The organism is Legionella rowbothamii (assembly GCF_900639985.1).
In the GTDB taxonomy this organism is placed as follows: domain Bacteria; phylum Pseudomonadota; class Gammaproteobacteria; order Legionellales; family Legionellaceae; genus Legionella; species Legionella rowbothamii.
In genome coordinates, this window is sequence record NZ_CAAAIM010000004.1 from 253,151 (window position 1) to 276,078 (window position 22,928).

Genomic DNA, 22,928 nt, shown 5'->3' on the forward strand with positions numbered 1-22,928 from the left:
CAATTTCCTTTATTGCTTTATAAGTGTTCTTTAATTTCACAATCTTCAAGCCAACCCTTAATTAAATATAAACGAAATTTGCCCTCCTCGCTCCAGGGTTGCACGTTTTACCGATTTAATAGAATTCATGCTGTGTTGGATGCGCAAAGACTGTAATACATCATTTGCAGTTAATCGACAGCACCGCATATTTTTTTCAATATATTTCCCTCGGTTAATTAAAATAACTTTCTGTCCTTTAATGTATTTACCAAATTTATGATTTTTATAAGATAAATAAGCTAAAAATCGATGGATGATAACTATTAATAGACAAACAATCATGGAGGGAATTAAAGGGATATTGTTAACTATTGCCTCTCCTAAGATGGCGCCTAAAATGATGTAAATAATAAAATCTAAAGGAGAATGTTCGCCATAGATAGCATTTGAATTTGTTCTAAATAAAACAATTGCATATAAGGTGATGATGATCCCTCTTGCATAAAGACCATATTCTAGAAGCTTACTCCATCCCAAAAACTGATCCATGTTATTCTTCTCTTTAAATTGGGTTTAAAATAGAGGATTAATACTGAAAAAGCTTTTCATCATATAAGTATTTTATGCTGTAAGTCTAGGGTTTTAATGAACCTTCCAACGTAGAGGAAAAGAAGGTAATTTTTCGACTTACAGCAGCGCTGTTGTTAAGCTTGCTTTAAGAGTTCTCGTTTGGCCAATGTTGCCAAAGAGGCAACTGGCCTTCATGATGAATATACAGATAATTTGGGATATGCTTTGATTTTTTTCTAGACTAACTATCCTTTACTTTCTGGTTTTTGTGATTAATCCACGATTCGTCATTCGCAAAAATATACTGGCAAGCTTGTTGAATAAAGTAATCTTTGTACTGAATGCCAGCCCATTCACAATAATCTTCAATTTCTTTAAATACAGAGGCTTTAATTCGAACACGAAACTGGATTTTATTTTCATCTTTTTCTGGACTGATTAGCATAAGATACTCTCTGATAAGTTATGGATTAATACTCAAGCAACGCTTTGTGCTTGAGTATATTCGATTAAAATTAAAAGCTCTACTCACGTTGATCGCATATCAGTTTAATGAATTCCTCCGTGTCATTAGTAATGCCTAAGTGAGAGCCTTTTTTTAGCTCTATAGTTAATTTACCTTGCTCTAAAGAATGAAAAGATAAGCTCATAATAGTGCCCTCCGGTAAAACTAAATTATTGACAATGCTCGTACCTTTTTCTGAAATAAAACTTAACAAATGATAATTTTCTTCCACATCAGCCTTAACCTGGCAGGTTATGAGCTTATTTTGCAATGAATCTCCATCAAGCATTATCAATTCATTAGGAGGGAGTGCGAAATTGCGATCAGCTGTGTTGACTGAAACACTAATTGCAAATAAGAAAAGACCCAAAATGATGTAAGGATATGACTTTTTTATATTCATTAATAAACTCCTGTACGCTAATTAAATGAGAAATTAACCTGAATCCGCATTTATACGACTGTATCGATGCAATTAGAATGAGGAACTATTCTAGATTTTTTTGTCAAAAAAATTGTGATTAATATTTTTGTTAACTTAACCATTTGTTTTTCATAGGTAATTTTCTTCGTCAAATAGGTCCATAAATATTATCCTGATGGTTTAACGTAGAATCATTATAAGTCGCACTTGGCTTGTCTGTCAAAAAATAAATGACAATTTATTTTGATTTTAATGGCAAATAAAATTTGTCATTTTAATTTTTGTTTGATATGATTTTTTTGTCATCATATATTTGACGGGAAATATATTATTATTTGGTAGTGAAACTGCTGCCTTAGTATTCTTAAAAAGGAGTAGCATGTGAACAATAATAAATTTATTAAAAGTAAAATAATAAAAATGATTGATAATCTCTATAAGCTGTCAGGGAGGAGTGAGATTCCAGATGTAAAAAAAATTTGTCTGGAAACTAAAGTAGACCGTCAAACGGCAATGAAGTTTCTTTGTGCATGGTGGGATAAATGTTACATAAAAGAACAGCATGCAACAGAATATTCTCTATCGTTAAATGAGGTAAAAGATAATTTGAGCAAAGTTATTGCTTTAATTGAATGTTTATCTAAAGAAGTTGCGTTATATAGTGATTTATTAAACAATGCATCGTCTACTTTTCCTCTAGGAAATCATATCCTCAATAGCTTACAAGTTCTTGAGGGCCAAATTTTACTGGATTTTAATCAATTAGAAAGTAACAAAAATTTAATCCAGAATGAACTTAAGAGTGCTTTAGAGGAAAATAATCGACTTTCCCTGGCTTATCTAGAGTTAGAAAGTAAAAGCTCAAAAGAGCTTCGAGAATTGCAGGAAAAGTTTGAAGTTAATAAGCGAGAGGTTTTAGCATTAAATCAGAAGATTAAATCGTTAAAAAGGGATAAACGAAAAATCTCTTTTAAAAACATGATCGGTGAAATGTATTGAGCACAGTGTAATAGGTCGGGCCCCTGGCCCGACGTTTCTTTCTGGCATGGACCCTATAATGCACCACTTATTTTAAGGATGTCCTAAGGGTGCTGCTGCCTAAAGTAGGGGACTCGGAGTCAACAATATCCTCTCTAAAAAATCTTAATCCAATTGTATAATGATTAGGTTCGGATGATCTTTCCGGTGTATCACGAGTATCGCTTGGAGTCCTTTTGTCTATCAATGGCTCCCTCTGTGAAGAATCTTGAGTCGATTTTTTACTATGAAACACGGCAGGCCATGTAAATGCTATCGATACAAACACTAAAACCACAGGAGACAATATTGCCATGGTAACGGTTAATGCAAATTTTTCCCCTATTGCCTCTCCCAGCGTTTCTCCAACATGAATCCCGCTTCGAATTCCCCCTGCAACAGAATAAGCAAGAGAGTCACCTATCAAAGCAAATAACTTGAGCATATTAAGGGCTCCATGTTTTATCTTTTGTGCTTTAGTTAGGTTGTCTTCTGGTGGTTGATATATTGATTCAAATTTATCTTTTAAATCAACATACGTTTTCGGGTTAAAAACTTTATAAACTTGTGAAAAAGTATTAACAACCATGGTGGTCGAGGTACATATCATGGCAAGAAGATGGGCTAAAAAGGTCCCTGAATTCGTACCTATAGCATCGAAAAACCGATTAACCCCTGAGACAGTAGTAAACCACGTTAGGGTTGCATAAACTGCTAAAAAGACTGTACTTACGGCTCCAAGTAAGAGACATCGCAAAAGACCATAGGGTTGTTGATACGCGTCAATAAAAAGATTTTTAAATTTGGCATAATTTTCCCGTATGCCTACTGCTTGAAACGAATAGAACGAAATAGCGGCAACCACCGATAAACCAATCGTAGCTGCCAAAACTAGAGGGGTAGAGGCGAGTGCACCAGCCCCCAAAAAGTTAAGAAGCCCTACTAGACCCGCATATCCAGAAATACCTGCAGAAATACATGCCAGCAAGGTCACAATACCAAAAAATAATTTCTGCCCTTTATCTAATATCGTTTTTTCTTTTGTATTTTCTTCAAGGGTCTGCAGCGTTTTTTGTTTTTTAGGTTGAAAGCCAGCACTATCAAGCATGGCTTGCCCACGACTTAATAGGCAAACTACTCCGTTACAGCAGGAAAGTACTATCGATAGGCCGAGACTAATGGCAAAGGGGGCGCCTAAGGTACTCAATAAGCCTAAGCAAAATACCATACACAGAGCCATGGAGGTCACGACCTTGCCAATGACTAATGGCACACCTTTTAGTAGCCTATCTCTATTTTGAGCGGGGGTTCTTGCAAATTCTTGGCCCTTGCTCGAGTACGTGGCAATTTGTAGGACCTCTTTTTTCGATAATCTTTTTCCACCAGCGAGTATCTCTCCCCATTTAAAGGTAAGGAAACTCCATAAATGGTTGGAGAAAGGACGCTCTAGAAGATCTGTTACTCGAAGATCCCCATTCAGAATGGCTTGTTGAACCATTGCCGATTCTACTTCACTAAATTGATATTGGTCGAATGACGCAATAATCCAATCTTTTTGAGTACGAAATTTTCTTCTTAAAACCATTAAGACTTGAGGATGTTGATGAAGAGAAAAATCGATTTGTTCTTGTTCTAATAAAGTTACAATTTCTTTCATTCCTATAAATCCCTTTTTAATGCAAATCGCCTAGTTTATTTATAAATTGATAAGAATTCCATTTAAATTTGTAATTAATTATCATTAGATATGAAGCTGCTATCTTTTTCATTAGAAAAATTTGACATACTGTGCGAGTTACATTCTAATCTTATTTTTTATCATGATATGGACAATCATGTCATTTTTAAATTTTTTAAAACCTGCTCCTTATCTTGATGAAATTCAAGATAAAAACATTGTGAAACAGCAATATCGCTATTGGCGTATTCGTACCTTTTATGCAATGTATATAGGGTATGCTTTGTTTTATTTTACGCGAAAAAGTTTTACCTTCGCGATGCCTGCATTACAAAGTACCTTGGGGATGAGCAAAACTGAACTGGGACTAATTGCCAGCATTTTAAGCTTAAGTTATGGTATCAGCAAATTCTTGAGTGGAATTCTCGGCGATAAGTCAAATCCTCGTTATTTAATGGCGATTGGACTAATTCTCACAGGTATTTGTAATATTTTGTTTGGATTATCTTCCACCTGGTGGTTATTCGCTATTTTTTGGGGATTGAATGGTTGGTTTCAAGGTTGGGGATGGCCAGGGTGTACTAAATTGTTGACCCATTGGTATTCGCAATCTGAACGCGGTCGTTGGTGGAGCATTTGGAATACATCACATAATGTTGGGGGAGCATTAATTCCATTGATTGTAGCTATGTGCGCGCAGTATTTTGGCTGGCGTTCAGGCATGTTTGTGCCTGGGATTATCTGCATTTTAGGCGGTCTTTTTTTGATCAATCGTTTAAGAGATACTCCACAGTCGCTTGGTTTACCTCCGATAGAGTACTATAGGGAAGATTCCTCTGGTTTATCAAATCATCCCCAAGAAAAAACAGAACTCTCAGTTAAAGAAATTCTTTGGACTTATGTATTGAGCAATCAGTATATTTGGATACTAGCCATTTCCTATGTGTTTATTTACATTGTCCGCACGGCTCTTAATGATTGGAGCATGCTGTACTTAACCGAAGTGAAAGATTACTCTTTGATCACTGCGGGTAGCTGTATTATTTGGTTTGAAGTTGGTGGTTTCTTTGGAAATCTTGCCGCAGGCTGGCTTTCTGATAAAGTATTTCAAGGTAAACGCAATCCAATCAATGTTCTCTTTACTGCAGGCGTATTTGCCACTTTGCTGCTATTTGCGCTGACCAAGGGATATACACCATTCCTCGATTCTTTGTTTCTTTTCTTCTTTGGTTTTTTCATCTTTGGACCACAAATGATGATTGGGATGGCCTGTGCAGAGCTATCCCATAAAAAAGCAGCTGCGACTGCAACTGGCTTTGCCGGATTTTTTGCCTATTGCATAGGAGCTGTTCTGGCTGGTGCTCCTTTGGGTGCAATTATTAAAAATTACGGTTGGGATAATTTCTTCGTCACCTTATTCGTTTGCTGTTTGATCCCATTATTATTGATGCTGCCACTTTGGCATGTGAAATCTCCTCCACAGGACCGTAAACCAGAATTTTCAGGCAAATCGGAATTTGCCTAATAAGTCGGCCATGGGCTCGACTTACGCTCATTAAATCCCCAAAATACGCTAGTCTCGTTGTCTTGATGAGCCTAGTGTAATTGGATTATTTTTTTTGTTACGATGAAATCATGAAACCTTATTTTGACAAACACATTGACTTAAATCGTATTGGTATCACCAAATATCATAACGGTGTGATGCTCTACGATAGTCTCGATAGTAGCCACAATTTATTGATAAAGTTTACGGCATTTTTTGCTTTGCCCTATAGCGTTTACTTGCTTGATTCCACCGGTGCGACTTTAAAAATCAATGAATTTGGCGCTCGCATTTGTGGTTTTACTTCTCCCGAACAAGCAAATGGAAAAACCATCTTCGATGTTTCGCAGGGGAATAGCGCCAAAGATTTATTAGATAATTGTAGCTCGGTATTGCAACAAGAAGCAGTAAGGCTCTTTGATGAGTTTAATTTGCGCTGCGATGGTAAAAACTTACATTTTTTATCGATTAAATTTCCTTGTTATGATGCCAAGCAACAATTGCAAGGAACCCTGGGCATCTCTATTGTAATAGGGGAACACTCTTTAGCAGAGGCTATAGTCCATTTGACAAGCTTGGGATTATTACCTGAAAATACGCCACCTAATCAAAGCCTTCGCGTGAACCTACGCGGAGTTTCTTTAACTCCTAGAGAGCAAGAGTGTTTGGAATATTCTACTAAGGGTTATACCGCGAAACAAATCGCCAAAAAACTGCAAATCTCGCCAAGGACTGTAGAAGAATATTTAAATCAGCTTAAAATAAAATTTGATGTGTGTAATAAGCAAGAATTGATTCAAAAGGTTTTGAGCTCATAAATACCCCGTATTCACTACGGAGTGTTAGATTAAATATCCTCAGTAAACTTAGCTCTAATAAATTAACTTGAGGAATAAAAATGAATCCAGCTGTACTTGCATTATTAGAACAAATTATTATCAAAAAATGTCTTTTAAATGATTACCCTAAAAAGGGTGTTGTTTTTCTAGCTATTGATGCCTTATTCAATGACCCTAAGTCAAGACAACTAGTAGCAGCAGCTGTACGCACAGCCACTAAGGATCTAGTTTTCGATTCAACAGCGGGTATTGCATCGCGCGGTTACCTTTTTTCTGGAATGATTGCTAATCAATCAAATGTAACCGGTGAGCAATTAATACAAAAAGTAAAATCTAAAGGCGATGCGCATTTTGTTCAAATAGATACTAATACAGAATATTCCGCTGATGCTTTACAGATTCTTAAAGGCACCGTACAGCCAGGGAAAAAATACCTAATCACCGACGATTTAATTGCTACTGGTGGTTCAGCTCTAACTGCGATTGAGTTGATTCGTTCTTGTGGGGGGCTGGTTGACAGCCTTTTTGTAATGACTGAATTAGTTGATTTTAATGCCAGAGCTCGATTAAAAGAAGCCGGGGTTGAACTTATTAGCTTATTACAATTTAACAACGCAGATTTACAAAAATTATTACTCATTCAAAAATGTTATAATCCAGATTTGCCAATACCGATAAGTTATCAATTATCTCAGCATGCGCAAGCTGTTGATGCTTTTGGTCAGACCGAGCTTAAGGTACATTTAGCTTCCACATCCCCAGTGAAAAAAGAGGCTACGCAACTTGTTTGTCAAGGACTGTTTGACCCCTTAGTTATCGAGCTAATTGCGCATGAAGCAGAGTCCCATGTTTCAAAACAACCTAGAGGTTATGAAGAAACTAAACAAGGCGCAATAAATAGACTAGCAGGGATAGCACATCCTAATGCACCTTCTAGCATCGCTATCTCTATGGAAAATGGATTACGCTATTCTGAAGAAGATAGCTGCTATTATGATTTTGTGCATATAGGGGTGAAACAAGGCGATAAGACCATACACCACACTCAAGATTGTTGCAAAGTTTCTACAGATCTAATTGCAAAGGTTAACCCTGAAGAAACTTGGGGGGAGGCCGCCAAACGTTTAGGACTTGCGCAGCTAGCCAACGATCCGCATCAAGAAAAGCTCTTTGGCGGGGTTTCCAGAGCGGAGCATTTATTCCAGGCGTTAACGCAAGCTTTAGGTGCATTGAAACCAGAACTCATGAAACATAAATCTGTGCCGATGGAAGATGTAAGTGCCTGGGTTCGTCTTAATGATGTAAGGGGACTAAGTAGTTTTGCTAAAAGAGGTATTTTCTTTAGCAGCCCTAATATCTCTTCAATCATGCCATCTATTGATTTATACAACCATGGCTGCTCAGAGGGTTGGAGTTCTAAAAAAGCTGCCAAAACAGAATTTAAAATCTTTTCCACTGGAGATGCCTTTTCTATCCTCCCCCCAGATATTAAAATTAAAAATGCACCTATTACCATTCATGTAGGTCTCGACCATCCCCAATATTCACCGTTGGTATTAATCCATGAAGCCTTGCAATTGTGCCGAAGCGCTTATGAACACGGGGCGGGAAAAATCAGCATTGCCTTACCTGAGCAATTTCATCCGATTATGCATCATAATGATTTCAATCTATTGTTACTGCGTTTATTCAAGGCCAGCGGCGCCCATAAGGTTTATTTTTATGATAAAAATTATAATGGAACCTTAGAAAATACGAAAAATCATTATCACATTAGTAAAGAGGCCTTAGCGAATTCATTTCATGCTACATCACAACCTAGCTTAGACGCTCAAATGATGCAGAATATGCGCAACAGTTATTTAGAGCGTGCTTGCATTAAATTTGGTGTAACTCATGAGCATTCCCCAGTATTATTTTCTCCTGAAATTAAAGAACCATCCCATATATTACTCTGCGGTTCGTCCAATAAAGCTCTAGCGCAAAAAATTGCCGAAAGAATGCTTGTCCGCGGGGAGAGGGTAAAAATTTACGACATCGAAGGTAAAGGAGAGCAGGCAACTATACCGGAGGGGGTAAAAATTTGTGGTGCAACAGTTACCATAGTGCAGTCAACTAGACCTAGTTCCGATGACTTAAGTGAAAGCCAAGAATATCAAACTAATGGAAACATTGCTTATTTTTTTGAAACTCTGATGATTGCAAGACAAGCCCATTTGCGGGGCGCCGCAGAGATTAATTTAATTAATCCTTACCAATTTAATTCACGCTCAGACAAAGCCGAGAACAATGTTAAAGGAAAAACTGGGGCTTATGTGCAGCATAATGGGGATTTGCTCAAGGCTGCAGGTATCACCAAGTTAGTGACTTCAGAATGTCATGATCCCCATACTTTATCGGGTACTTATACAGCCAAGGGCATGCAAAGCTCAGGGGTTCCGGCTCTGACAGTTATTGCAAAACAAGTAGTACTAGATTGGTTAAAAGATTCTAAACAAGGACAATTACGTCTGGTAACGCCTGATGCTGGGGCAACCAAAAGAACGAATGAATTGACCGATAAATTACAATCAATATTAGGTAAAAAGCTCTGTACATCTCGGGTGTTAGGTGAAAAACAAAGAGCATCTCATGAAGATGATAGCGCTTTAATTAAAACTATGAATTCTGGGGGAGTAGAGATTAATGCCGCGGATAAATATTTAATTACCGATGATGAAACGGCTACTGGAAGCACTTTATGTCAGGCGATTACTAACCTGAAAAAAAGTGGGGCGCAAGATATTGCGGTAATCGTGGTGCATAACAACATGCCTTTGGATTGGCTCCAACGTCAATTGTGCTTAGCGAGATTTTTATACCTAGGTGTGAATGACTTGCATTTTAGCGACTCTCAAGAAATGGGAACTTTAGCCAAAAGTTATGAAGATATGATCCAAACTTATGCACAAAAAGCTCATTTGTCGCAGGAAGAAGTTGAAGCGCAAGTGTTAACATGGTTTAAGACTAATCTTGGCGAAAGTGGGCTGATAACCGCAGATTTTTCGAATTTTAAATCCATGTTTGCGCAGTTTGATGCAAAAATTAAGGTGCATTCATTGGCAGATAAATTTGCAAGCAGGGTGGTGAGCTCGGGAGTAGTAGAATTACCTATGAAAATTGCGGGTAATGAGGGTATTGGCTTTTTCCCCTCGAAGATCTGTGCAGAGGAGAGCTCTTCTGTTCAGCAATCTTACGCGATGTAATAAGCCCAATCGTGAACGGAGGTCGGGCGATGGCCCGACATTTCTTTTTTTCATCCCCAAATCTAACTCAGATTAATTTACAAATTCTCGCTCAGTACCTTTGAGGGCTATACCTACATATCATGTTCAATAAATTTCCACATCAATTTCTTTTTAATAAGCTCTACTACAAATAAATATCCAAACGTAGCTATCACTAAAAAAAGGAAATACAGCGGTGGTAATGGAACAAATCCCCAGAACTTGGCAAAGGGGCTAAATGGCAGCCAAATGCCAATAAAAACCACCATTAATACCATGATCGTCAAAGGCAAGCTCGGTTTGCTTTGCCAGGGGTTTTTAGCCGTACGAATCACAAAAATTACCAATGTTTGGGTTGCAAGTGACTCGACAAACCAACCTGTTTGAAACAACGACTCCGAGGCAGAAAAAAACTTTAACATTACGAAGAAGGTTAAAAAATCAAAAGCAGAGCTTATTGGACCGATAGAAAACATGAATTTGCGAATCACATCAAGATTTAGATGTCTGCGCTTGTGGATAAAACGCTGATCGACATGATCCGTAGGAATAGTGATTTGAGATATATCATACAGCAAATTATTCAAAAGGATTTGCGTAGGCAGCATAGGTAAAAAGGGTAAAAATAAAACAGAGCCGGCCATGCTCAACATATTGCCAAAATTAGAGCTGGTGCCCATCATGAGATATTTCATGACATTTCCAATGGACTTGCGTCCTTCTATGATTCCATTTAATAGCACTTTTAAGTGACGTTTTAATAAAATAATATCGGCTGCTTCGCGGGCAATATCTACTGCATCGGCAACCGAAATACCTACATCTGCCGCATGTAATGATGGAGCGTCATTAATACCATCTCCGAGATAACCAACCACATGATTACGAGCTCTCAGTGCTCTGATAATTCGTTGTTTCTGCATAGGAGAAATACGAGCAAAAATATCGATTTCTTCTGCCAATTGTTCTAAGGCAGGATCGGTGACGTGTTCTAATTCTTCTCCGAGTAAAATTCGGCTTGCATCTATCCCTACCTCTGTACAAACATGCCGCGCCACCAGGTCATTATCCCCAGTTAAAATTTTGATTTTTACGCCTTCCCTTTGTAATTCTTTTATAACCTCAGGAGTATCATTGAGCGGGGGATCAATAAAGGCGAGAAATCCAGATAAAATTAACTCTTTTTCATCGTGATGATTATATGTGGATTTTTTAATCATTCTATTATAGGCAACCGTTAATACCCTATATCCTTCGCGACTTAAGGAGAGAAAAACTGACTCACATTGCGTGCGTGTCTCCTCATCTAATGTTTGTATTTTGCCGTCAATATCATAATGGGTGCACAGTTTCATAACATGTTCTGGAGCACCCTTGGTGATGAGAATAGGGATATCATTTTTATCTACAATTACACTGGAACAGCGGCGTTCAAAATCAAAAGGAATTTCATCGAGTTTATGGTAAGGCTGAATATCGGGATGGTCATGTTTTAAAATGGCAATGTCTAAGGGATTGATATTGGCTTTTTTTAATACAGCAACGTTAAAAGGACTGGCAATTTCTGTTATAAACAAACTGTTGAGATAAGCTAGTAACATCACATGTTCTGATTTTTTTCCTAAAGGATCGATGTATCGCTCTAGAATCATATCCCCACTAGTCAATGTTCCTGTTTTATCGCTACATAAAATATCAATACTTCCCAAATTTTGAATGGCAGATAAATTTTTAACAATGACTTTTTTCTTGGACATACGAACAGCCCCCGTAGCTAGAGTCACTGTGGTAATCATGGGCAATAATTCAGGCGTCAGCCCCACTGCGAGTGCTACTGCGAATAATAATGATTCCAGTAAAGGCCTCGCCATAGAAATATTGATTGCAAAGACCAATATCACCAGAAAAAATACCATCTTCATAATAAAGGCACCAAAACGAGTGATACCTTTTTCAAATTCTGTATATGGAGGTTTTTTTCTGAGACTCTCGGCAATGTTTCCAAATAAGGTTTGTTCCCCAGTGTTTACTACAATTGCGGTTGCAGTGCCTCCAATAATAGAAGACCCCAAAAATACTGCATTGATGGCCTCAACCAGATTTTTTGGACTACTATCCAGTTGGACAGCTTCTTTCTCAATGGGGAGTGATTCTCCGGTGAGGGCTGCCTGATGGACGTGCAAATCCTTAGCACTTAATAGTAGGGCATCAGCAGGAACCATGTTACCTGCAATCAGTTGAATTATATCACCCGGGACTAATTCCTTGGAGGGAATAGTACACCATTGGCCATCTCGCAAAACATTTGTAGATGCCGCAATCTGTTCTTGGAGGGTTCTCACCGCGACCAGAGCACGGTGACTTTGAAAATAATCTAGGCCAATGCTGATGATGATGATTGTTGCGACGATGCTGGCATTGAGAAAATTTCCTATAAACGCAGATATTAGTGCTGCAAACAGTAGGATAGCAACCAGTGGGTTGGTGGAGTGGGAAATGGCTTCTAAAATAACCGAATGAGAAGGTTTTGTAATAATCTCGTTGGTGCTATAACGAGTTAATCGCTCCTTTACTTGCGCTCTTGTAAGTCCCTCTGCAGAGCTATCAAGCTGAGAAAGCACTTGTTTTTTATCAAGTGTTGTTAAAAGTTTAAGATCCATTCTCGTCATTTTCTTCTTTTAAAATTACACATGTTAGGGGCTACAAACCAAGTTACGTGTTTATTTACCATTGCCACAGGTATTTTTTAAATTTATCAAGCTGCTTAAGCTGTTTCTTCAAACCCCATCCGCTTTTTATTCATTCCATTGAATCATAGAACCGACATCCTAAATAGAGTTACTTATAGTCATTAAAACTGCTTTAGACCTCAGACCTTTTCCCCTGTGAAGGAGAGCTGGACCTGTGTTGCAGGAGGTTAAGCTTTTTCAACCTTGACTTCACGTGACTGATTGTTCTTCTCTGATTTTTTGAGAATATTTACCGATAACCTCCCTTTTTTAAAGGGTGCTGTGGCTTTGCTCGAATTTGCTCATGTGTTCATGCGAAATTGGAGTGTTTTTTCCATTTATTTAAATTACTCATTTTTATATCTCCCTTACGTTAAGTATAAAAAATTACTAAGAAATTTAGGGAACTCATGAAACATGATTTATTTTTGTGCAGGGCTATAAAGGTTCATAATGAGTGATTTTAGACTAGACTTTTATTATTATAAAATCAAGAAAAATAGGATCTGAGCTTTATAGTAAGATTGCTATAGAAACTCATAGGTCTTACTGCCTGACATTGTTGGGTTTTTGTCAATGATTGGATATTTATTTTGAATTCTTTGAGATAGAGAACTTGTGGACAGATTTATTGATCGGCAGCATGCAGGGGTTATTCTGGCGAGATTTCTTTCTGATTAGGCTCTAAAAGAGGTTAATGAAGACCTTAATGCAATTTGCTGAATCAACTGTTATCGTTATCAATTAAATGGAGGTTTTACCTACTAAATGAATAGTGCAAACGTAATAACTAACTTAGTGAACTTTTTAAAATCTAAATGGCAGTCTTTTATTGCTTTGCTTTCTCTAATTGCCATTACTATCTTTCTTATCTTAAGTTCTTTAAATACGCCTTTTACAAATTTTCCTTTATTATGTTTAATCGTTATTGGAGGAGTACCATTATTTTTGCAAATTATTTTAAAATTGCTAAGAGGAAATTTTGGCGCTGATTCTCTCGCTGCGATTGCTTTAATCACCGGTATTATTTTACAAGAATATTTAGCTGCCTCGCTAATTATTCTTATGTTAGCCAGTGGTCAAACCCTAGAGCGTTTTGCGCTGCGTAAAGCCTCTTCAGTTTTATTAGCATTAGCCAAACGCATGCCCTCTATTGCTCATCGGAAGATTAACAGTGAAATTAAAGATATTCCCTTAGTCGACATTAATATTAACGATGAAATAGTTATTTATCCCCATGAAACTTGCCCAGTGGATGGCTTTGTAATTGAAGGTAATGGTTCAATGGACGAGTCTTATCTTACGGGAGAGCCGTATCAAATTTCTAAGGCGCCCGGTGCATCCGTTTTATCGGGGGCTATCAATGGAGAGTCGGTACTCGTCATTAAAGCAACCAAGCTACCAGTGGATTCAAGATATGCGGTTATTGTAAAAGTATTAGAAGAAGCCGAACAAAAACGACCCTCAATTCGCAGGTTGGGTGATCAAATTGGAGCTATTTTTGCGCCTGTAGCACTTTTATTTGCTGCGGGCACTTGGTATTTTACAAATGATGCCATTCGTTTTCTTGCGGTGCTAGTTATTGCAACACCATGTCCTTTATTAATTGCTATTCCTATTACGATTATTAGTGCTATTTCACGAGCTGCGAAACAAGCTATTATCATAAAAGACCCTATTGTTTTGGAACAGCTACCTACTTGTAAAACCGCTATTTTTGACAAAACAGGAACACTGACCTACGGAAAACCAACGTTAACCGAAGTTTATACTACTCAAAATTATACCAAAGAACAAATACTGCAATATGTGGGTAGCCTTGAGCGTTATTCAAAACATCCTCTTGCTAGCGCAGTAATTAAAGCAACAGAAGAGCGCCATATTCACTTAATAGAATCGACAAATGTATCGGAGAAACCGGGACAAGGTTTAGAAGGTATCATTAATCATCGAAAAGTGAGCGTTATGAGCCGAAAAAAATTACTGGAAATGATGCCTGAATGTAAGTCATTACTTCCTCCTGTTTCTCCAGGTTTAGAATGCATTATTTTGCTAGATAGCCAATACGCGGCAACTTTACATTTTCATGATTTACCACGAGCAGAAAGTAAATCATTTATTAGTCATTTGACGCCAGCCCATCAATTTAAAAGAATTATGTTAGTTTCCGGAGACCGAGAATCCGAGGTTAATTATTTAGCCAAATTAATTCCATTTACAGAAATATATTCTTCTCAAAGCCCTGAACAAAAATTAGCTATTGTGCGTAGTGAAAGAAAAAAAGCTCCGACTGTTTTCATGGGAGATGGTATCAATGATGCCCCCGCGTTAACTGCAGCCACTGTAGGCATTGCTTTTGGGCAAAATAGTAATGTTACTGCTGAAGCAGCAGGCGCTGTTATTATGGAAAACACATTAAGCAAAGTGGATGAATTACTCCATCTAAGTATCAATACGAGAAATATTGCAGCGCAAAGTGCTTTTGGAGGAATGTTCTTGAGCCTTGTAGGAATGGGATTCGCAGCGGCTGGTTTTATAAGCCCAGTTGTGGGTGCAATTCTTCAAGAATGCATTGATATTCTTGCGATTGTTAATGCATTACGCTTGGCTTTTGGCTCTAAAATTAAAATTGATTTACCGAATCGTTAAAAAAGATATTAATTTAATAGGCGCTTATGAACATTATTTTTTCATTTCCTGGAAATAAAGATTTGCGTATCATATGAGCGAAGCTGAGCGTATTTCTACAGCATTAGCTGAGCTATCCACTAAACAAAGTGCGGAAACGACAAATGCAATAGGAATGGATGAAAACACAATTACCAGCAAGCAAGGTGGTGGCATTGATAAAAAGCCCGCATTTTGAAGCCAGTTATCGGTGGCGATTTTGCGGCCTGTGCGCCTACGGCTTGATGATAATCGGATTAATGTAGTCGAAAGTTTAAGCAGTGAAATGGCTATTTAGCAAGCCCTATAAATGGGAAATCATTCGAATTTGTAAACTTTTAGTCGCAACTCTAAAAAAAACAATTTGCAACGGGTTGGAATGACCCTCTACCGCGAATTGCCTGTTTGGGCTTTGACTTTATGGTAGAGGCGCTTAATAAAAATATTTGGTTACTGGAAGTGAATCATAGCCCCGTTATTTACTATTTTATACCGTCTCTTTTGGGAGCAGGTGCTCCAACAGTTTGTTTATAAGCAGCCTTCAGATTTTATTGCGCTAGACTAAATCACTAGGAGTGATGGGGAATAAGAACACTAAAAAATAGTGATCTAAAGGTTTACCTTCTAATTTTCGCTTATATAATCCAGGTGGATCTACATATGTAACTTTAACTAATCCAATTTATAGTAATTCCAATAAAACAGTAACTTTTAATACAAATATATCACTTAGCTTCAGTACGGTTTATCAGATTATTCTCCCTGACCCAGAGAATATTACGAGTGCCGAAGGTGTGGCTTTAAGCGCTGGGGGTACAATAAGCTCTTTTACAACTGCATCAGCAGGTTTCCTCTGCGCTCAAACTTGGGTCTTAAATGCTGGTAATAATACGATCAGCGCTTGTTCTTCAGATAGTGCAAGTGGCGCCATAGTTTCATGTAGTGGAAGTAATATGGCTGTTACTGGGGCACCATTGAATAATCCAACAGCTATGATATGGAATGGTTTGTTATTGTCCATAACCAATGCTAGCGGTAGTAATCCTTTAGTTGTAATTGATACAGTTAACAACCCGTCACCGCCTTTTACTGCATCGGCAACAGGAAGTAATATGTCTAGCCCAACTGGCCTTGCTGCTTTAAATGGTTTCGGATGGATTGCAAATGGTGACAGCACTCTGACTTATTGTACATCGGCGCAAACAGGTAATGCTTGGAGTGGGTGTAGTGTTGCTACGCCAACCAATTATTCAGCAACCACTACTAGTATCAGCGTTATAAGCGGTGTTCTTAGCAACCCCAATGCTGCAGGTGTACTTTATACAGCTAATACTACGTCTAATTCAATTAGTGCCTGTCCAATTACCAACTTTATTACCATCCCTACGTGTACTGATGCAGGAGGTAGTGGTTTTAATCAACCAACATTTGTAGGTGGAAGAGTCGTCACTTTTGGGTCCTCTTATTATGTGCTGATTACCAATAAAGGTAATAGTACGGTATTAAGATGCACATTTGATAATCAAACTTTTATGTTAAGTAATTGCACTCCTACTGGATCTAACTTTAATCAGCCGGTATCTATTTATGAATCGGACAATGGATTTGCTTATATTACAAACCAAGTTGATAATTCTATCACTATCTGTACAGATACCGATGGAGTATTAACTAATTGCAATAATACAGGCGGAGATTTTAATGCTCCCGTTGCAACAATAGTGGGAACTTGTGGTTAGCTGATTTTTGCTTGCAATTTATGGTTAAAATAATGCTCTTTTATTAAGCACTCCGAGGCTAATCTGGTGTCGGAGTGTCTTTTACCAAAGCGTTCCTAAGAGGATTAAAACAACAATGTTCGCTTCGAGATAATTAATTATTGTCTCATGCAAGTTTACCATTAAGCAGTGAGCGTAAATTTGAGTGAGACTGCATCATGGTAGCCTTCATTAATGCCAGTGATAATATTCTGGGAGGTCAGGATATCAATCGGTGCTTTTCTATAAAAAGCATGAGCATAACCGCAATCAACAGTGAGATGGTTCATCAATCGATATCCCATGGAAAACCCAGTAATAAAACTGTCGCCAGCACCTATTTGAAATCTCCCATTCGACGGTGACTGATTATATGTTCCTGCCACTCGGACAACCCACTTTGGTGAAACTTGATAAATTGTCCCGAGGGTTAGAAGCCAACTGTTGTGAAAGTGATAATTAATGAGAGTCCGTGGGATAATCAAGACCTGGGAACCAGCTTGTGTGGCAAAATTATGAACTGAAACTTCTTTAAAGATATTCCATTGCAGGTATTGAACAGTTCCTAAAAAGCCTAATTTTTCATTGATAAAATGGCTTAATGTTGCGACACTTCTTGCAGGTGTCCAGTATTTAAAATGATAATCATTCGATGAAATACTCTGCGAAGCAGTGATCGTACTACGACCCTGTAAATTATAAGTCACCGCACTGCGATAATTAAGACCCAAGGCTGTTTTTTTACCCGGCTTAATGAGTATCCCGAAATCACCGCCCACATTGTTTGCTTGACTGTCATTTAAGCTACGGCTTTCAGGAATATTTAAACGGGGTATGCCTGCAGCAATAGGCTCCTGAATGAGATGAGCATAGGTAAAATTAATATTTCCCCCGATGGAAAGAAATTGATTAATTTTAATGCCAAGCGCGGGAATCAAATCAATATTTTTTGTTTGATTGCGTGCAAGAAAATAGCGAAGGATCGGTTGATTATCCAATTCGCGATTAAAATCATTTGCAACGACAGCAAAACCAGCCACAAATCTTTCATTTATAGGGATGCTAAGATACATGGATGGCAAGAAAAAATTGGATTTAGTGGCGGTTGATCCTGACTCGCTACCCCCAAAAGGTATTTTTTGTGCACTCCCGCTAAACTCAAATTGTGCCCTTGCCAGGGTGCCCAGAAGAATAAATTGTTGATGAGGTGAAATAGTTAATGCTGCAGGATTAAAGTAAAGGGCTGTTGCATCCTTCACTACAGCAGTTCCCATTGTTTGTTCAATAAAAGAGGCATGTAATGTCGAGCATAATAGTAAAAAACCTATGAGCACGTACTTTCTGAAATTAATTAAGCTTGCCATGAACCTAGAGGAGAGAATGATAATATTCTTTAAGTTGTACGAGTATTTTTTCGTATAGTCAAGGTTAGGTTATTTATTTAACTGCGATAGGATATTCAATATAATTAAAAGTTAACCTATAGAGTTCTGTTCGTCACATCCCCTGGCCTTACTTCCACCAAACAGGCTCCATTTTTGCTACAATTGAACTATAAATCAAGCACTCTATTCTTATCTTATTGGTTATGGAAGAATTCGGTATTTCTTTTCAAATTAAATTTTTGTAATGACAAAATTATTTTCAATAAATTGACAGTGTAGTTGATTGAATAAAAGGAAAGCCCAGAAAAAACATGAATTAAGATGCTTATCAAATCTTCATGTCCAGCAAGTGAAGGATTAATAGTCCGTCAATTCAAAAATAAAAAATTGATTTTATTATAATTTTTATCGAAGGAATCCACTGCAAATGTCCTACGATGTATAACTGTGTCGGACTCAAATATGCAAATCCCCCACAATGGATTTTTACCGGGCTATTTTAATATTAAAATTATAAAGATGAAACTAAATAATGAAATTACATTGAAAGATCTGTTTGCAAGACCAGTCTTTTACGCCGCAGAGGCACGTGAAGCAGGTATCCATCCCAGCCGGCTCAGCTATTATGTAAAAACTAATAGGATTGAACGCATTAGTCACGGTGTTTATCGAGGTGTAGAATCCTCTATGGATGCGGATTTTAAATGCGAGGATCTGATTATCATTGCCAAAAGTATCCCACAGGGTGTGGTCTGTCTAGTCTCCGCTTTGGCTCTGTACGAGTTGACAGAGGAAATGCCAAGAGAGCATTGGATAGCCGTTCCTCATTTTACTACGGCACCAAGGCGAGATCATACTCGTATTGTTAGAATGCGAGATATAGAAACAGGTAAAACACTGTACCCAATAGGGCAGGAAACAGTTGTCATTTTTGACAGAGAAAGAACGATAATAGACGCTTTTCGCTATCTCAGTAAAGAAATTGCCATTAAAGCGCTTAAAGCAGCGGTGAGTGGTAGAGCGGACAAAAAAATTGGATATTAAAAAGCTTCAGCAGTATGCGAGACAATTTGGACTTAATCTTGAGCCTTATATTTTGACGTTGACAACATGAATGAACAAGCTTTAAAAGCGCGCTTAAAACATATTGGCAAAGAAAAAGGTAAGATTCTGATGACCTTTTTCTTTCTTGTTGTGGGTATGGAAATTCGTAGTGAGACGAATGGGGGCCAAAAGGAAGTCATGCGCCAAAAATGGATTATCCTCGACTAAAAATGGTGCAATATTCAGATGAAGCCTTTAGTGAAAGAATTGAAATTATAGAATCAGATAATATTAAGCTAAGGGGGTATAACCGTGCCAAGACAATTGCAGATTGTTTCAAACACCGTAATAAAATTGGCCTTAATGTGGCTATTGAGGCACTCAAAGAAGCTTATTCAAAAAATAAAGTAACAGTTGATGAACTATGGCATTATGCGAAAATTTGTCGCGTTGCAAACGTAATGCGTCCTTATATTAAGGCAATTCAATGACAAAAAATATTGGTGAGTCAGAATATTCTAAACAGTTTTTGTTGAAAGGTGCGTTACTATTTAACTTATGACATGCCTCATCGCCCAACTAAAAATATTGATTTATTGGGGTTTGGTGATAATGATCTAGCGTATATTAAACAAAAGTTCAGTAAAATTTGCAGAATCTCTGCAGATAATGGAATAAGTTTTCTGTCTGAAACAGTGACAGTTGACACTATCAAAAAAGATGGAGGTTATACTGGAGCAAGAGTTGAGTTATTTGGAATTGGCAAAAGCAAAGATTAAAATACAAATTGATATTGGTTATGATGATGCAGTTACCCCAGGGCCAATAGATGCCCATTATCCCGTATTTATCCAATTTATACGGTAATTGCAGAAAAGCTGTACGCAATTGCATTATTGGGCATGTCGAATAGTCTATTAAAAGACTACTTAGATCTTTATGTATTATTAAGTAACGAGCAGTTGGATAATCAAGTCCTGGCTCAAGCCATACAAGCTACATTTACTTGCCGAGGCATGAAACTTCAACCGCATTATTGAAATAATGTCATCAATGAAAAAATCATGGGAACATTTTGAGTCAATTAGTTACTTATTAGAGTCCAATAGTGATCAGTTTATTGTGAAAGATTCTAAGAGTTCAAGTATGGCGTTAAGTATTGCTTTGATTAATATAAATAGAGCCATACAAGGGCAAGTGCCAGTATTGGCTTTCAGGAACAGGGGTGTTCTAAGAATAGATGGTTCGTTTAATGATGCTCCTCAAGAGGAAAAAAATATGGTGCAGCAAGAAACTTAAAGACAATCAATAAATTTATTACTCCAAAAGAGAGTAGAAATCTATTTGAGCTAGAAAAATTTGATTAATCAGTTTTATTAAAAAGGAGTTAACTATGAAGGTAAAACTAAAAAAATTAGCAGCAACGCTTTGCTTAATTGGGAGTGTTGTAACTGCAAATGCGGGAGTATGTAATATTGTTCCAGGAAGTGTTACCTGTGGCCATGGTACAGTGGATAGTTTATCTGGAAATGGAATGGTTACCGTTAATGGTACAACTGTATCAGGTGCAACACTTGTTAATGGTTTATTAAATGCGGATGGTGCCAACTTCTATTCTTTAGATGTAAATGGAAGCGCCAAATTAACTCAATGCACTGTTAATGATGTAGCGAGTATTAAGGGATCTTTAACGGCATCTTCAACAAAGTTTGAAAAAACACTAAATGTATATTCAAGCGAAACACGTTTTATAAACAGTAAGGTAAGTAATGATTTGCATTTAGGACATACTGACTCCAGAAAACAAGTTATTTATTTGGATAACTTCTCTGAAGTATCTGGCGATATTATTTTTGATGATGGTGATGGGAAAGTAATCTTAAGAGGCCAATCAAAACTTGGTGGAAAAGTAATTGGTGGACATGCAGTTTCAAAATAATGAGTTAAGGATTTAATATGACTGGAAGTATAAATAAAAACACTGAAGTTGAAATATTCTTTGGTATGTATAGTAATGGAAAAGAAGGTGGTAGTGATGGTAAAGAAGGGGATAATTCCCCCTAAAAATAACTGATGTCAAAAGTAGAATTTTCTCGTACCCTATGACGAAGGAGATTCGTCATGAAAAGATCAAAATTTACAGACAGCCAAAGCCACTCAATTTTAAAACAAGCGGGAGGTGGAACGCCTGGTTCGGAGCTTTGCCTTAGTAGCGCCAAATTTTATAAATGGCGTACTAAGTATGGTGGAATGGATGCATCGATGATGTCGCGGCTGAAAGAACTTGAAGCGGAAAATAGTCGTCTTAAGAAGAGGTACCCTGAGGAATTATCTTTTTTCTTGGCTAAAAAATAAAATAAATAAGAAAAAACCAAGGATGCCAGCTAAAATCCAACATGCATTATAGCTATAATATTCCATTAAGAGACCTGATAAGATAGGTCCAACAATCAAGCCTGAGGAATATGCGCTTCTCCATGCTCCAGCTGCCATGCCTTTGCGCTTGTCTCCTGCAGATTCATAACATTCCAGAAAGGATGTAGGCATGAATAACATTTCTCCTACAATAAACGTTAAGCAGGCCAAGATTGCTCCAGCAACGCTGTTAACTATCATCAATGCAAATAAGCCTGTACCTAATAAAAATCCACCAATTGCCAATTGATGATTGATTTTTAAGGGGGACACTATTTTTGTTATTTTGACTTGAAATAAGGAAACAATAATGGGATCTAGCCAGAAAAGGGTTGCAGTGATAGTAAAATTTGAAAATGTTTCATTTAAAAAAAGCGGGTAAGCAATCCGTTGCTGGGCGTAGATAATTCCTGCTATAAATACTGCGCTAATGGTAATGTAAAGCCGTTTATTGTTACCGTGCTGGTGAATTGTTTCTTTTTCTTCATGGAGTGAGTGCGCTAGAGAGTGTTTCTCTACACGCAGATATTTCATCGTATTCAGAGCAAAAAGAAGGAAGAATAGACCAATTATTTCAAAAATTTGTCCATAATATTGTGCTGCAAAGAACATAATCAATAGTATAGAACAGCTACTACCCAGGTTTTCACTGACTACTTTCATACTTTGTACAAAGCGAAGGCTGTTTTGATCTTGGGGGGCGTGTTGCAATAAGAGAGTATTGTTCGTAGTCAGAAAAATACTTGTTGCAATGCCAATGATGAATGCACAGCCAGATATTGCTAGAAAATTAATACTTTGAGGTAGGCAGAAAAAACTTAAGCCAAGAAAAAGAAAACTGATGATAATAATATTTTTACTACTCAGCCTGTCCGTTATGTATGCAGAGCATAACGCGCCTGATAATGCTCCAAATCCAACAATTGATCCAACTTGACCAATTTGCAATTTTGTTAATGGGGTCGACGTCCCTAAATATAATGATAAATAGTAAGCAATTCCTCCTGCGGCACATTCCAAGAATGAAAAAAGAAGAAGTAAATAGCACGTCTTTGATAGTTTAGGTATTAAACTTAATCGATGAGATAGCACAGCAAACATATT

Annotated in this window: 19 protein-coding genes and 2 pseudogenes; 14 read left to right on the plus strand and 7 right to left on the minus strand. The window is 37.5% G+C overall.

All coding sequences use genetic code 11. From position 1 onward, the window contains the following. Nucleotides 1–57: 57 nt before the first annotated feature. From E1P08_RS09285 to E1P08_RS09295, 3 genes are all read right to left on the minus strand, one after another. Nucleotides 58–531: a DUF421 domain-containing protein gene (locus E1P08_RS09285; RefSeq protein ID WP_133136749.1), complete on the minus strand. Its 474-nt coding sequence runs from the start codon at nucleotides 529–531 to the stop codon at nucleotides 58–60. A 262-nt stretch (nucleotides 532–793) separates the two neighbouring features. Further along, complete coding sequence (locus E1P08_RS09290; RefSeq protein ID WP_133136750.1) at nucleotides 794–997, minus strand: hypothetical protein; 204 nt, start codon at nucleotides 995–997, stop codon at nucleotides 794–796. A gap of 79 nt (nucleotides 998–1,076) precedes the next feature. Beyond that, a complete protein-coding gene (locus tag E1P08_RS09295; RefSeq protein WP_133136751.1) occupies nucleotides 1,077–1,460 on the minus strand; it encodes a hypothetical protein in 384 nt (127 codons plus the stop codon). Between the two features lie 402 nt (nucleotides 1,461–1,862). Between E1P08_RS09295 and E1P08_RS09300 the strand changes: the two genes are divergently transcribed. Beyond that, a complete protein-coding gene (locus E1P08_RS09300) occupies nucleotides 1,863–2,480 on the plus strand; it encodes a hypothetical protein (protein ID WP_133136752.1) in 618 nt (205 codons plus the stop codon). Between the two features lie 67 nt (nucleotides 2,481–2,547). Here E1P08_RS09300 and E1P08_RS09305 read toward each other — a convergent pair whose 3' ends face one another. After that, a complete protein-coding gene (locus tag E1P08_RS09305) occupies nucleotides 2,548–4,155 on the minus strand; it encodes a hypothetical protein (RefSeq protein ID WP_133136753.1) in 1,608 nt (535 codons plus the stop codon). Between the two features lie 178 nt (nucleotides 4,156–4,333). Here E1P08_RS09305 and uhpC point away from each other — a divergent pair, with 178 nt between their 5' ends. The 3 genes from uhpC (at nucleotide 4,334) to E1P08_RS09320 (ending at nucleotide 9,806) form a co-directional block, all read left to right on the plus strand. Further along, entirely contained in the window at nucleotides 4,334–5,701 is a 1,368-nt protein-coding gene (uhpC, locus tag E1P08_RS09310) for an MFS transporter (RefSeq protein ID WP_133136754.1), read from the plus strand. A gap of 110 nt (nucleotides 5,702–5,811) precedes the next feature. Beyond that, nucleotides 5,812–6,540, plus strand: coding sequence for a PAS and helix-turn-helix domain-containing protein (locus tag E1P08_RS09315; protein ID WP_133136755.1), 729 nt, complete (start codon nucleotides 5,812–5,814; stop codon nucleotides 6,538–6,540). A gap of 80 nt (nucleotides 6,541–6,620) precedes the next feature. Continuing rightward, nucleotides 6,621–9,806: a DUF84 family protein gene (locus tag E1P08_RS09320; RefSeq protein WP_133136756.1), complete on the plus strand. Its 3,186-nt coding sequence runs from the start codon at nucleotides 6,621–6,623 to the stop codon at nucleotides 9,804–9,806. Between the two features lie 113 nt (nucleotides 9,807–9,919). On the opposite strand, the gene mgtA is transcribed toward E1P08_RS09320, so the two are convergent. Further along, nucleotides 9,920–12,487, minus strand: coding sequence for a magnesium-translocating P-type ATPase (gene mgtA / locus E1P08_RS09325; RefSeq protein ID WP_133136757.1), 2,568 nt, complete (start codon nucleotides 12,485–12,487; stop codon nucleotides 9,920–9,922). 837 nt (nucleotides 12,488–13,324) lie between these two features. On the opposite strand from mgtA, the gene E1P08_RS09330 reads away from it, so the two are divergent. The 3 genes from E1P08_RS09330 (at nucleotide 13,325) to E1P08_RS09335 (ending at nucleotide 16,962) form a co-directional block, all read left to right on the plus strand. Continuing rightward, nucleotides 13,325–15,205 (plus strand): heavy metal translocating P-type ATPase, encoded by a 1,881-nt coding sequence (locus E1P08_RS09330; protein WP_133136758.1) that lies wholly within the window; start codon nucleotides 13,325–13,327, stop codon nucleotides 15,203–15,205. A 73-nt stretch (nucleotides 15,206–15,278) separates the two neighbouring features. Next, on the plus strand, nucleotides 15,279–15,422 hold the full coding sequence (locus tag E1P08_RS17170; RefSeq protein WP_165485137.1) for a hypothetical protein: 144 nt from the start codon (nucleotides 15,279–15,281) through the stop codon (nucleotides 15,420–15,422). A 754-nt stretch (nucleotides 15,423–16,176) separates the two neighbouring features. Continuing rightward, nucleotides 16,177–16,962, plus strand: coding sequence for a hypothetical protein (locus tag E1P08_RS09335; RefSeq protein ID WP_133136759.1), 786 nt, complete (start codon nucleotides 16,177–16,179; stop codon nucleotides 16,960–16,962). A 161-nt stretch (nucleotides 16,963–17,123) separates the two neighbouring features. On the opposite strand, the gene E1P08_RS09340 is transcribed toward E1P08_RS09335, so the two are convergent. Beyond that, nucleotides 17,124–18,344, minus strand: coding sequence for an OmpP1/FadL family transporter (locus E1P08_RS09340; RefSeq protein WP_242602417.1), 1,221 nt, complete (start codon nucleotides 18,342–18,344; stop codon nucleotides 17,124–17,126). Nucleotides 18,345–18,827: 483 nt separating this feature from the next. Between E1P08_RS09340 and E1P08_RS09345 the strand changes: the two genes are divergently transcribed. From E1P08_RS09345 to E1P08_RS09370, 7 genes and pseudogenes are all read left to right on the plus strand, one after another. After that, on the plus strand, nucleotides 18,828–19,409 hold the full coding sequence (locus tag E1P08_RS09345) for a type IV toxin-antitoxin system AbiEi family antitoxin domain-containing protein (RefSeq protein ID WP_242602418.1): 582 nt from the start codon (nucleotides 18,828–18,830) through the stop codon (nucleotides 19,407–19,409). A 66-nt stretch (nucleotides 19,410–19,475) separates the two neighbouring features. Next, on the plus strand, nucleotides 19,476–19,637 hold the full coding sequence (locus E1P08_RS17175) for a Na+/H+ antiporter NhaA (RefSeq protein ID WP_165485138.1): 162 nt from the start codon (nucleotides 19,476–19,478) through the stop codon (nucleotides 19,635–19,637). After that, nucleotides 19,619–19,900, plus strand: a complete 282-nt coding sequence (locus E1P08_RS09350) for a type IV toxin-antitoxin system AbiEi family antitoxin domain-containing protein (RefSeq protein WP_242602419.1) — start codon at nucleotides 19,619–19,621, stop codon at nucleotides 19,898–19,900. Before E1P08_RS17175 ends, E1P08_RS09350 begins: the two co-directional genes overlap by 19 nt. A 72-nt stretch (nucleotides 19,901–19,972) precedes the next feature. After that, nucleotides 19,973–20,449 (plus strand): annotated as a pseudogene (locus E1P08_RS17680) (nucleotidyl transferase AbiEii/AbiGii toxin family protein). A 13-nt stretch (nucleotides 20,450–20,462) separates the two neighbouring features. Then, nucleotides 20,463–20,708: a hypothetical protein gene (locus tag E1P08_RS09360; protein WP_133136760.1), complete on the plus strand. Its 246-nt coding sequence runs from the start codon at nucleotides 20,463–20,465 to the stop codon at nucleotides 20,706–20,708. Between the two features lie 94 nt (nucleotides 20,709–20,802). Then, nucleotides 20,803–21,348 (plus strand): hypothetical protein, encoded by a 546-nt coding sequence (locus E1P08_RS09365; RefSeq protein ID WP_133136761.1) that lies wholly within the window; start codon nucleotides 20,803–20,805, stop codon nucleotides 21,346–21,348. Nucleotides 21,349–21,530: 182 nt separating this feature from the next. Beyond that, a pseudogene (locus tag E1P08_RS09370) lies at nucleotides 21,531–21,737 on the plus strand (transposase); the annotation flags it as partial. Here E1P08_RS09370 and E1P08_RS09375 read toward each other — a convergent pair. Then, nucleotides 21,738–22,925, minus strand: a complete 1,188-nt coding sequence (locus E1P08_RS09375) for an MFS transporter (protein WP_133136762.1) — start codon at nucleotides 22,923–22,925, stop codon at nucleotides 21,738–21,740. It abuts the pseudogene before it with no gap. Between the last annotated feature and the right edge of the window lie 3 nt (nucleotides 22,926–22,928).

Bases quoted from the DNA above. Each gene is read 5' to 3' on its own strand.
- E1P08_RS09285 (WP_133136749.1), bottom strand. From the start codon at position 531: ATGGATCAGTTTTTGGGATGGAGTAAGCTTCTAGAATATGGTCTTTAT.
- E1P08_RS09290 (WP_133136750.1), bottom strand. From the start codon at position 997: ATGCTAATCAGTCCAGAAAAAGATGAAAATAAAATCCAGTTTCGTGTT.
- E1P08_RS09295 (WP_133136751.1), bottom strand. From the start codon at position 1,460: ATGAATATAAAAAAGTCATATCCTTACATCATTTTGGGTCTTTTCTTA.
- E1P08_RS09305 (WP_133136753.1), bottom strand. From the start codon at position 4,155: ATGAAAGAAATTGTAACTTTATTAGAACAAGAACAAATCGATTTTTCT.
- uhpC (WP_133136754.1), top strand. From the start codon at position 4,334: ATGTCATTTTTAAATTTTTTAAAACCTGCTCCTTATCTTGATGAAATT.
- E1P08_RS09315 (WP_133136755.1), top strand. From the start codon at position 5,812: ATGAAACCTTATTTTGACAAACACATTGACTTAAATCGTATTGGTATC.
- E1P08_RS09320 (WP_133136756.1), top strand. From the start codon at position 6,621: ATGAATCCAGCTGTACTTGCATTATTAGAACAAATTATTATCAAAAAA.
- mgtA (WP_133136757.1), bottom strand. From the start codon at position 12,487: ATGGATCTTAAACTTTTAACAACACTTGATAAAAAACAAGTGCTTTCT.
- E1P08_RS09330 (WP_133136758.1), top strand. From the start codon at position 13,325: ATGAATAGTGCAAACGTAATAACTAACTTAGTGAACTTTTTAAAATCT.
- E1P08_RS17170 (WP_165485137.1), top strand. From the start codon at position 15,279: ATGAGCGAAGCTGAGCGTATTTCTACAGCATTAGCTGAGCTATCCACT.
- E1P08_RS09335 (WP_133136759.1), top strand. From the start codon at position 16,177: ATGGCTGTTACTGGGGCACCATTGAATAATCCAACAGCTATGATATGG.
- E1P08_RS09340 (WP_242602417.1), bottom strand. From the start codon at position 18,344: ATGGCAAGCTTAATTAATTTCAGAAAGTACGTGCTCATAGGTTTTTTA.
- E1P08_RS09345 (WP_242602418.1), top strand. From the start codon at position 18,828: ATGCAAATCCCCCACAATGGATTTTTACCGGGCTATTTTAATATTAAA.
- E1P08_RS17175 (WP_165485138.1), top strand. From the start codon at position 19,476: ATGAATGAACAAGCTTTAAAAGCGCGCTTAAAACATATTGGCAAAGAA.
- E1P08_RS09350 (WP_242602419.1), top strand. From the start codon at position 19,619: ATGGATTATCCTCGACTAAAAATGGTGCAATATTCAGATGAAGCCTTT.
- E1P08_RS09360 (WP_133136760.1), top strand. From the start codon at position 20,463: ATGAAAAAATCATGGGAACATTTTGAGTCAATTAGTTACTTATTAGAG.
- E1P08_RS09365 (WP_133136761.1), top strand. From the start codon at position 20,803: ATGAAGGTAAAACTAAAAAAATTAGCAGCAACGCTTTGCTTAATTGGG.
- E1P08_RS09375 (WP_133136762.1), bottom strand. From the start codon at position 22,925: ATGTTTGCTGTGCTATCTCATCGATTAAGTTTAATACCTAAACTATCA.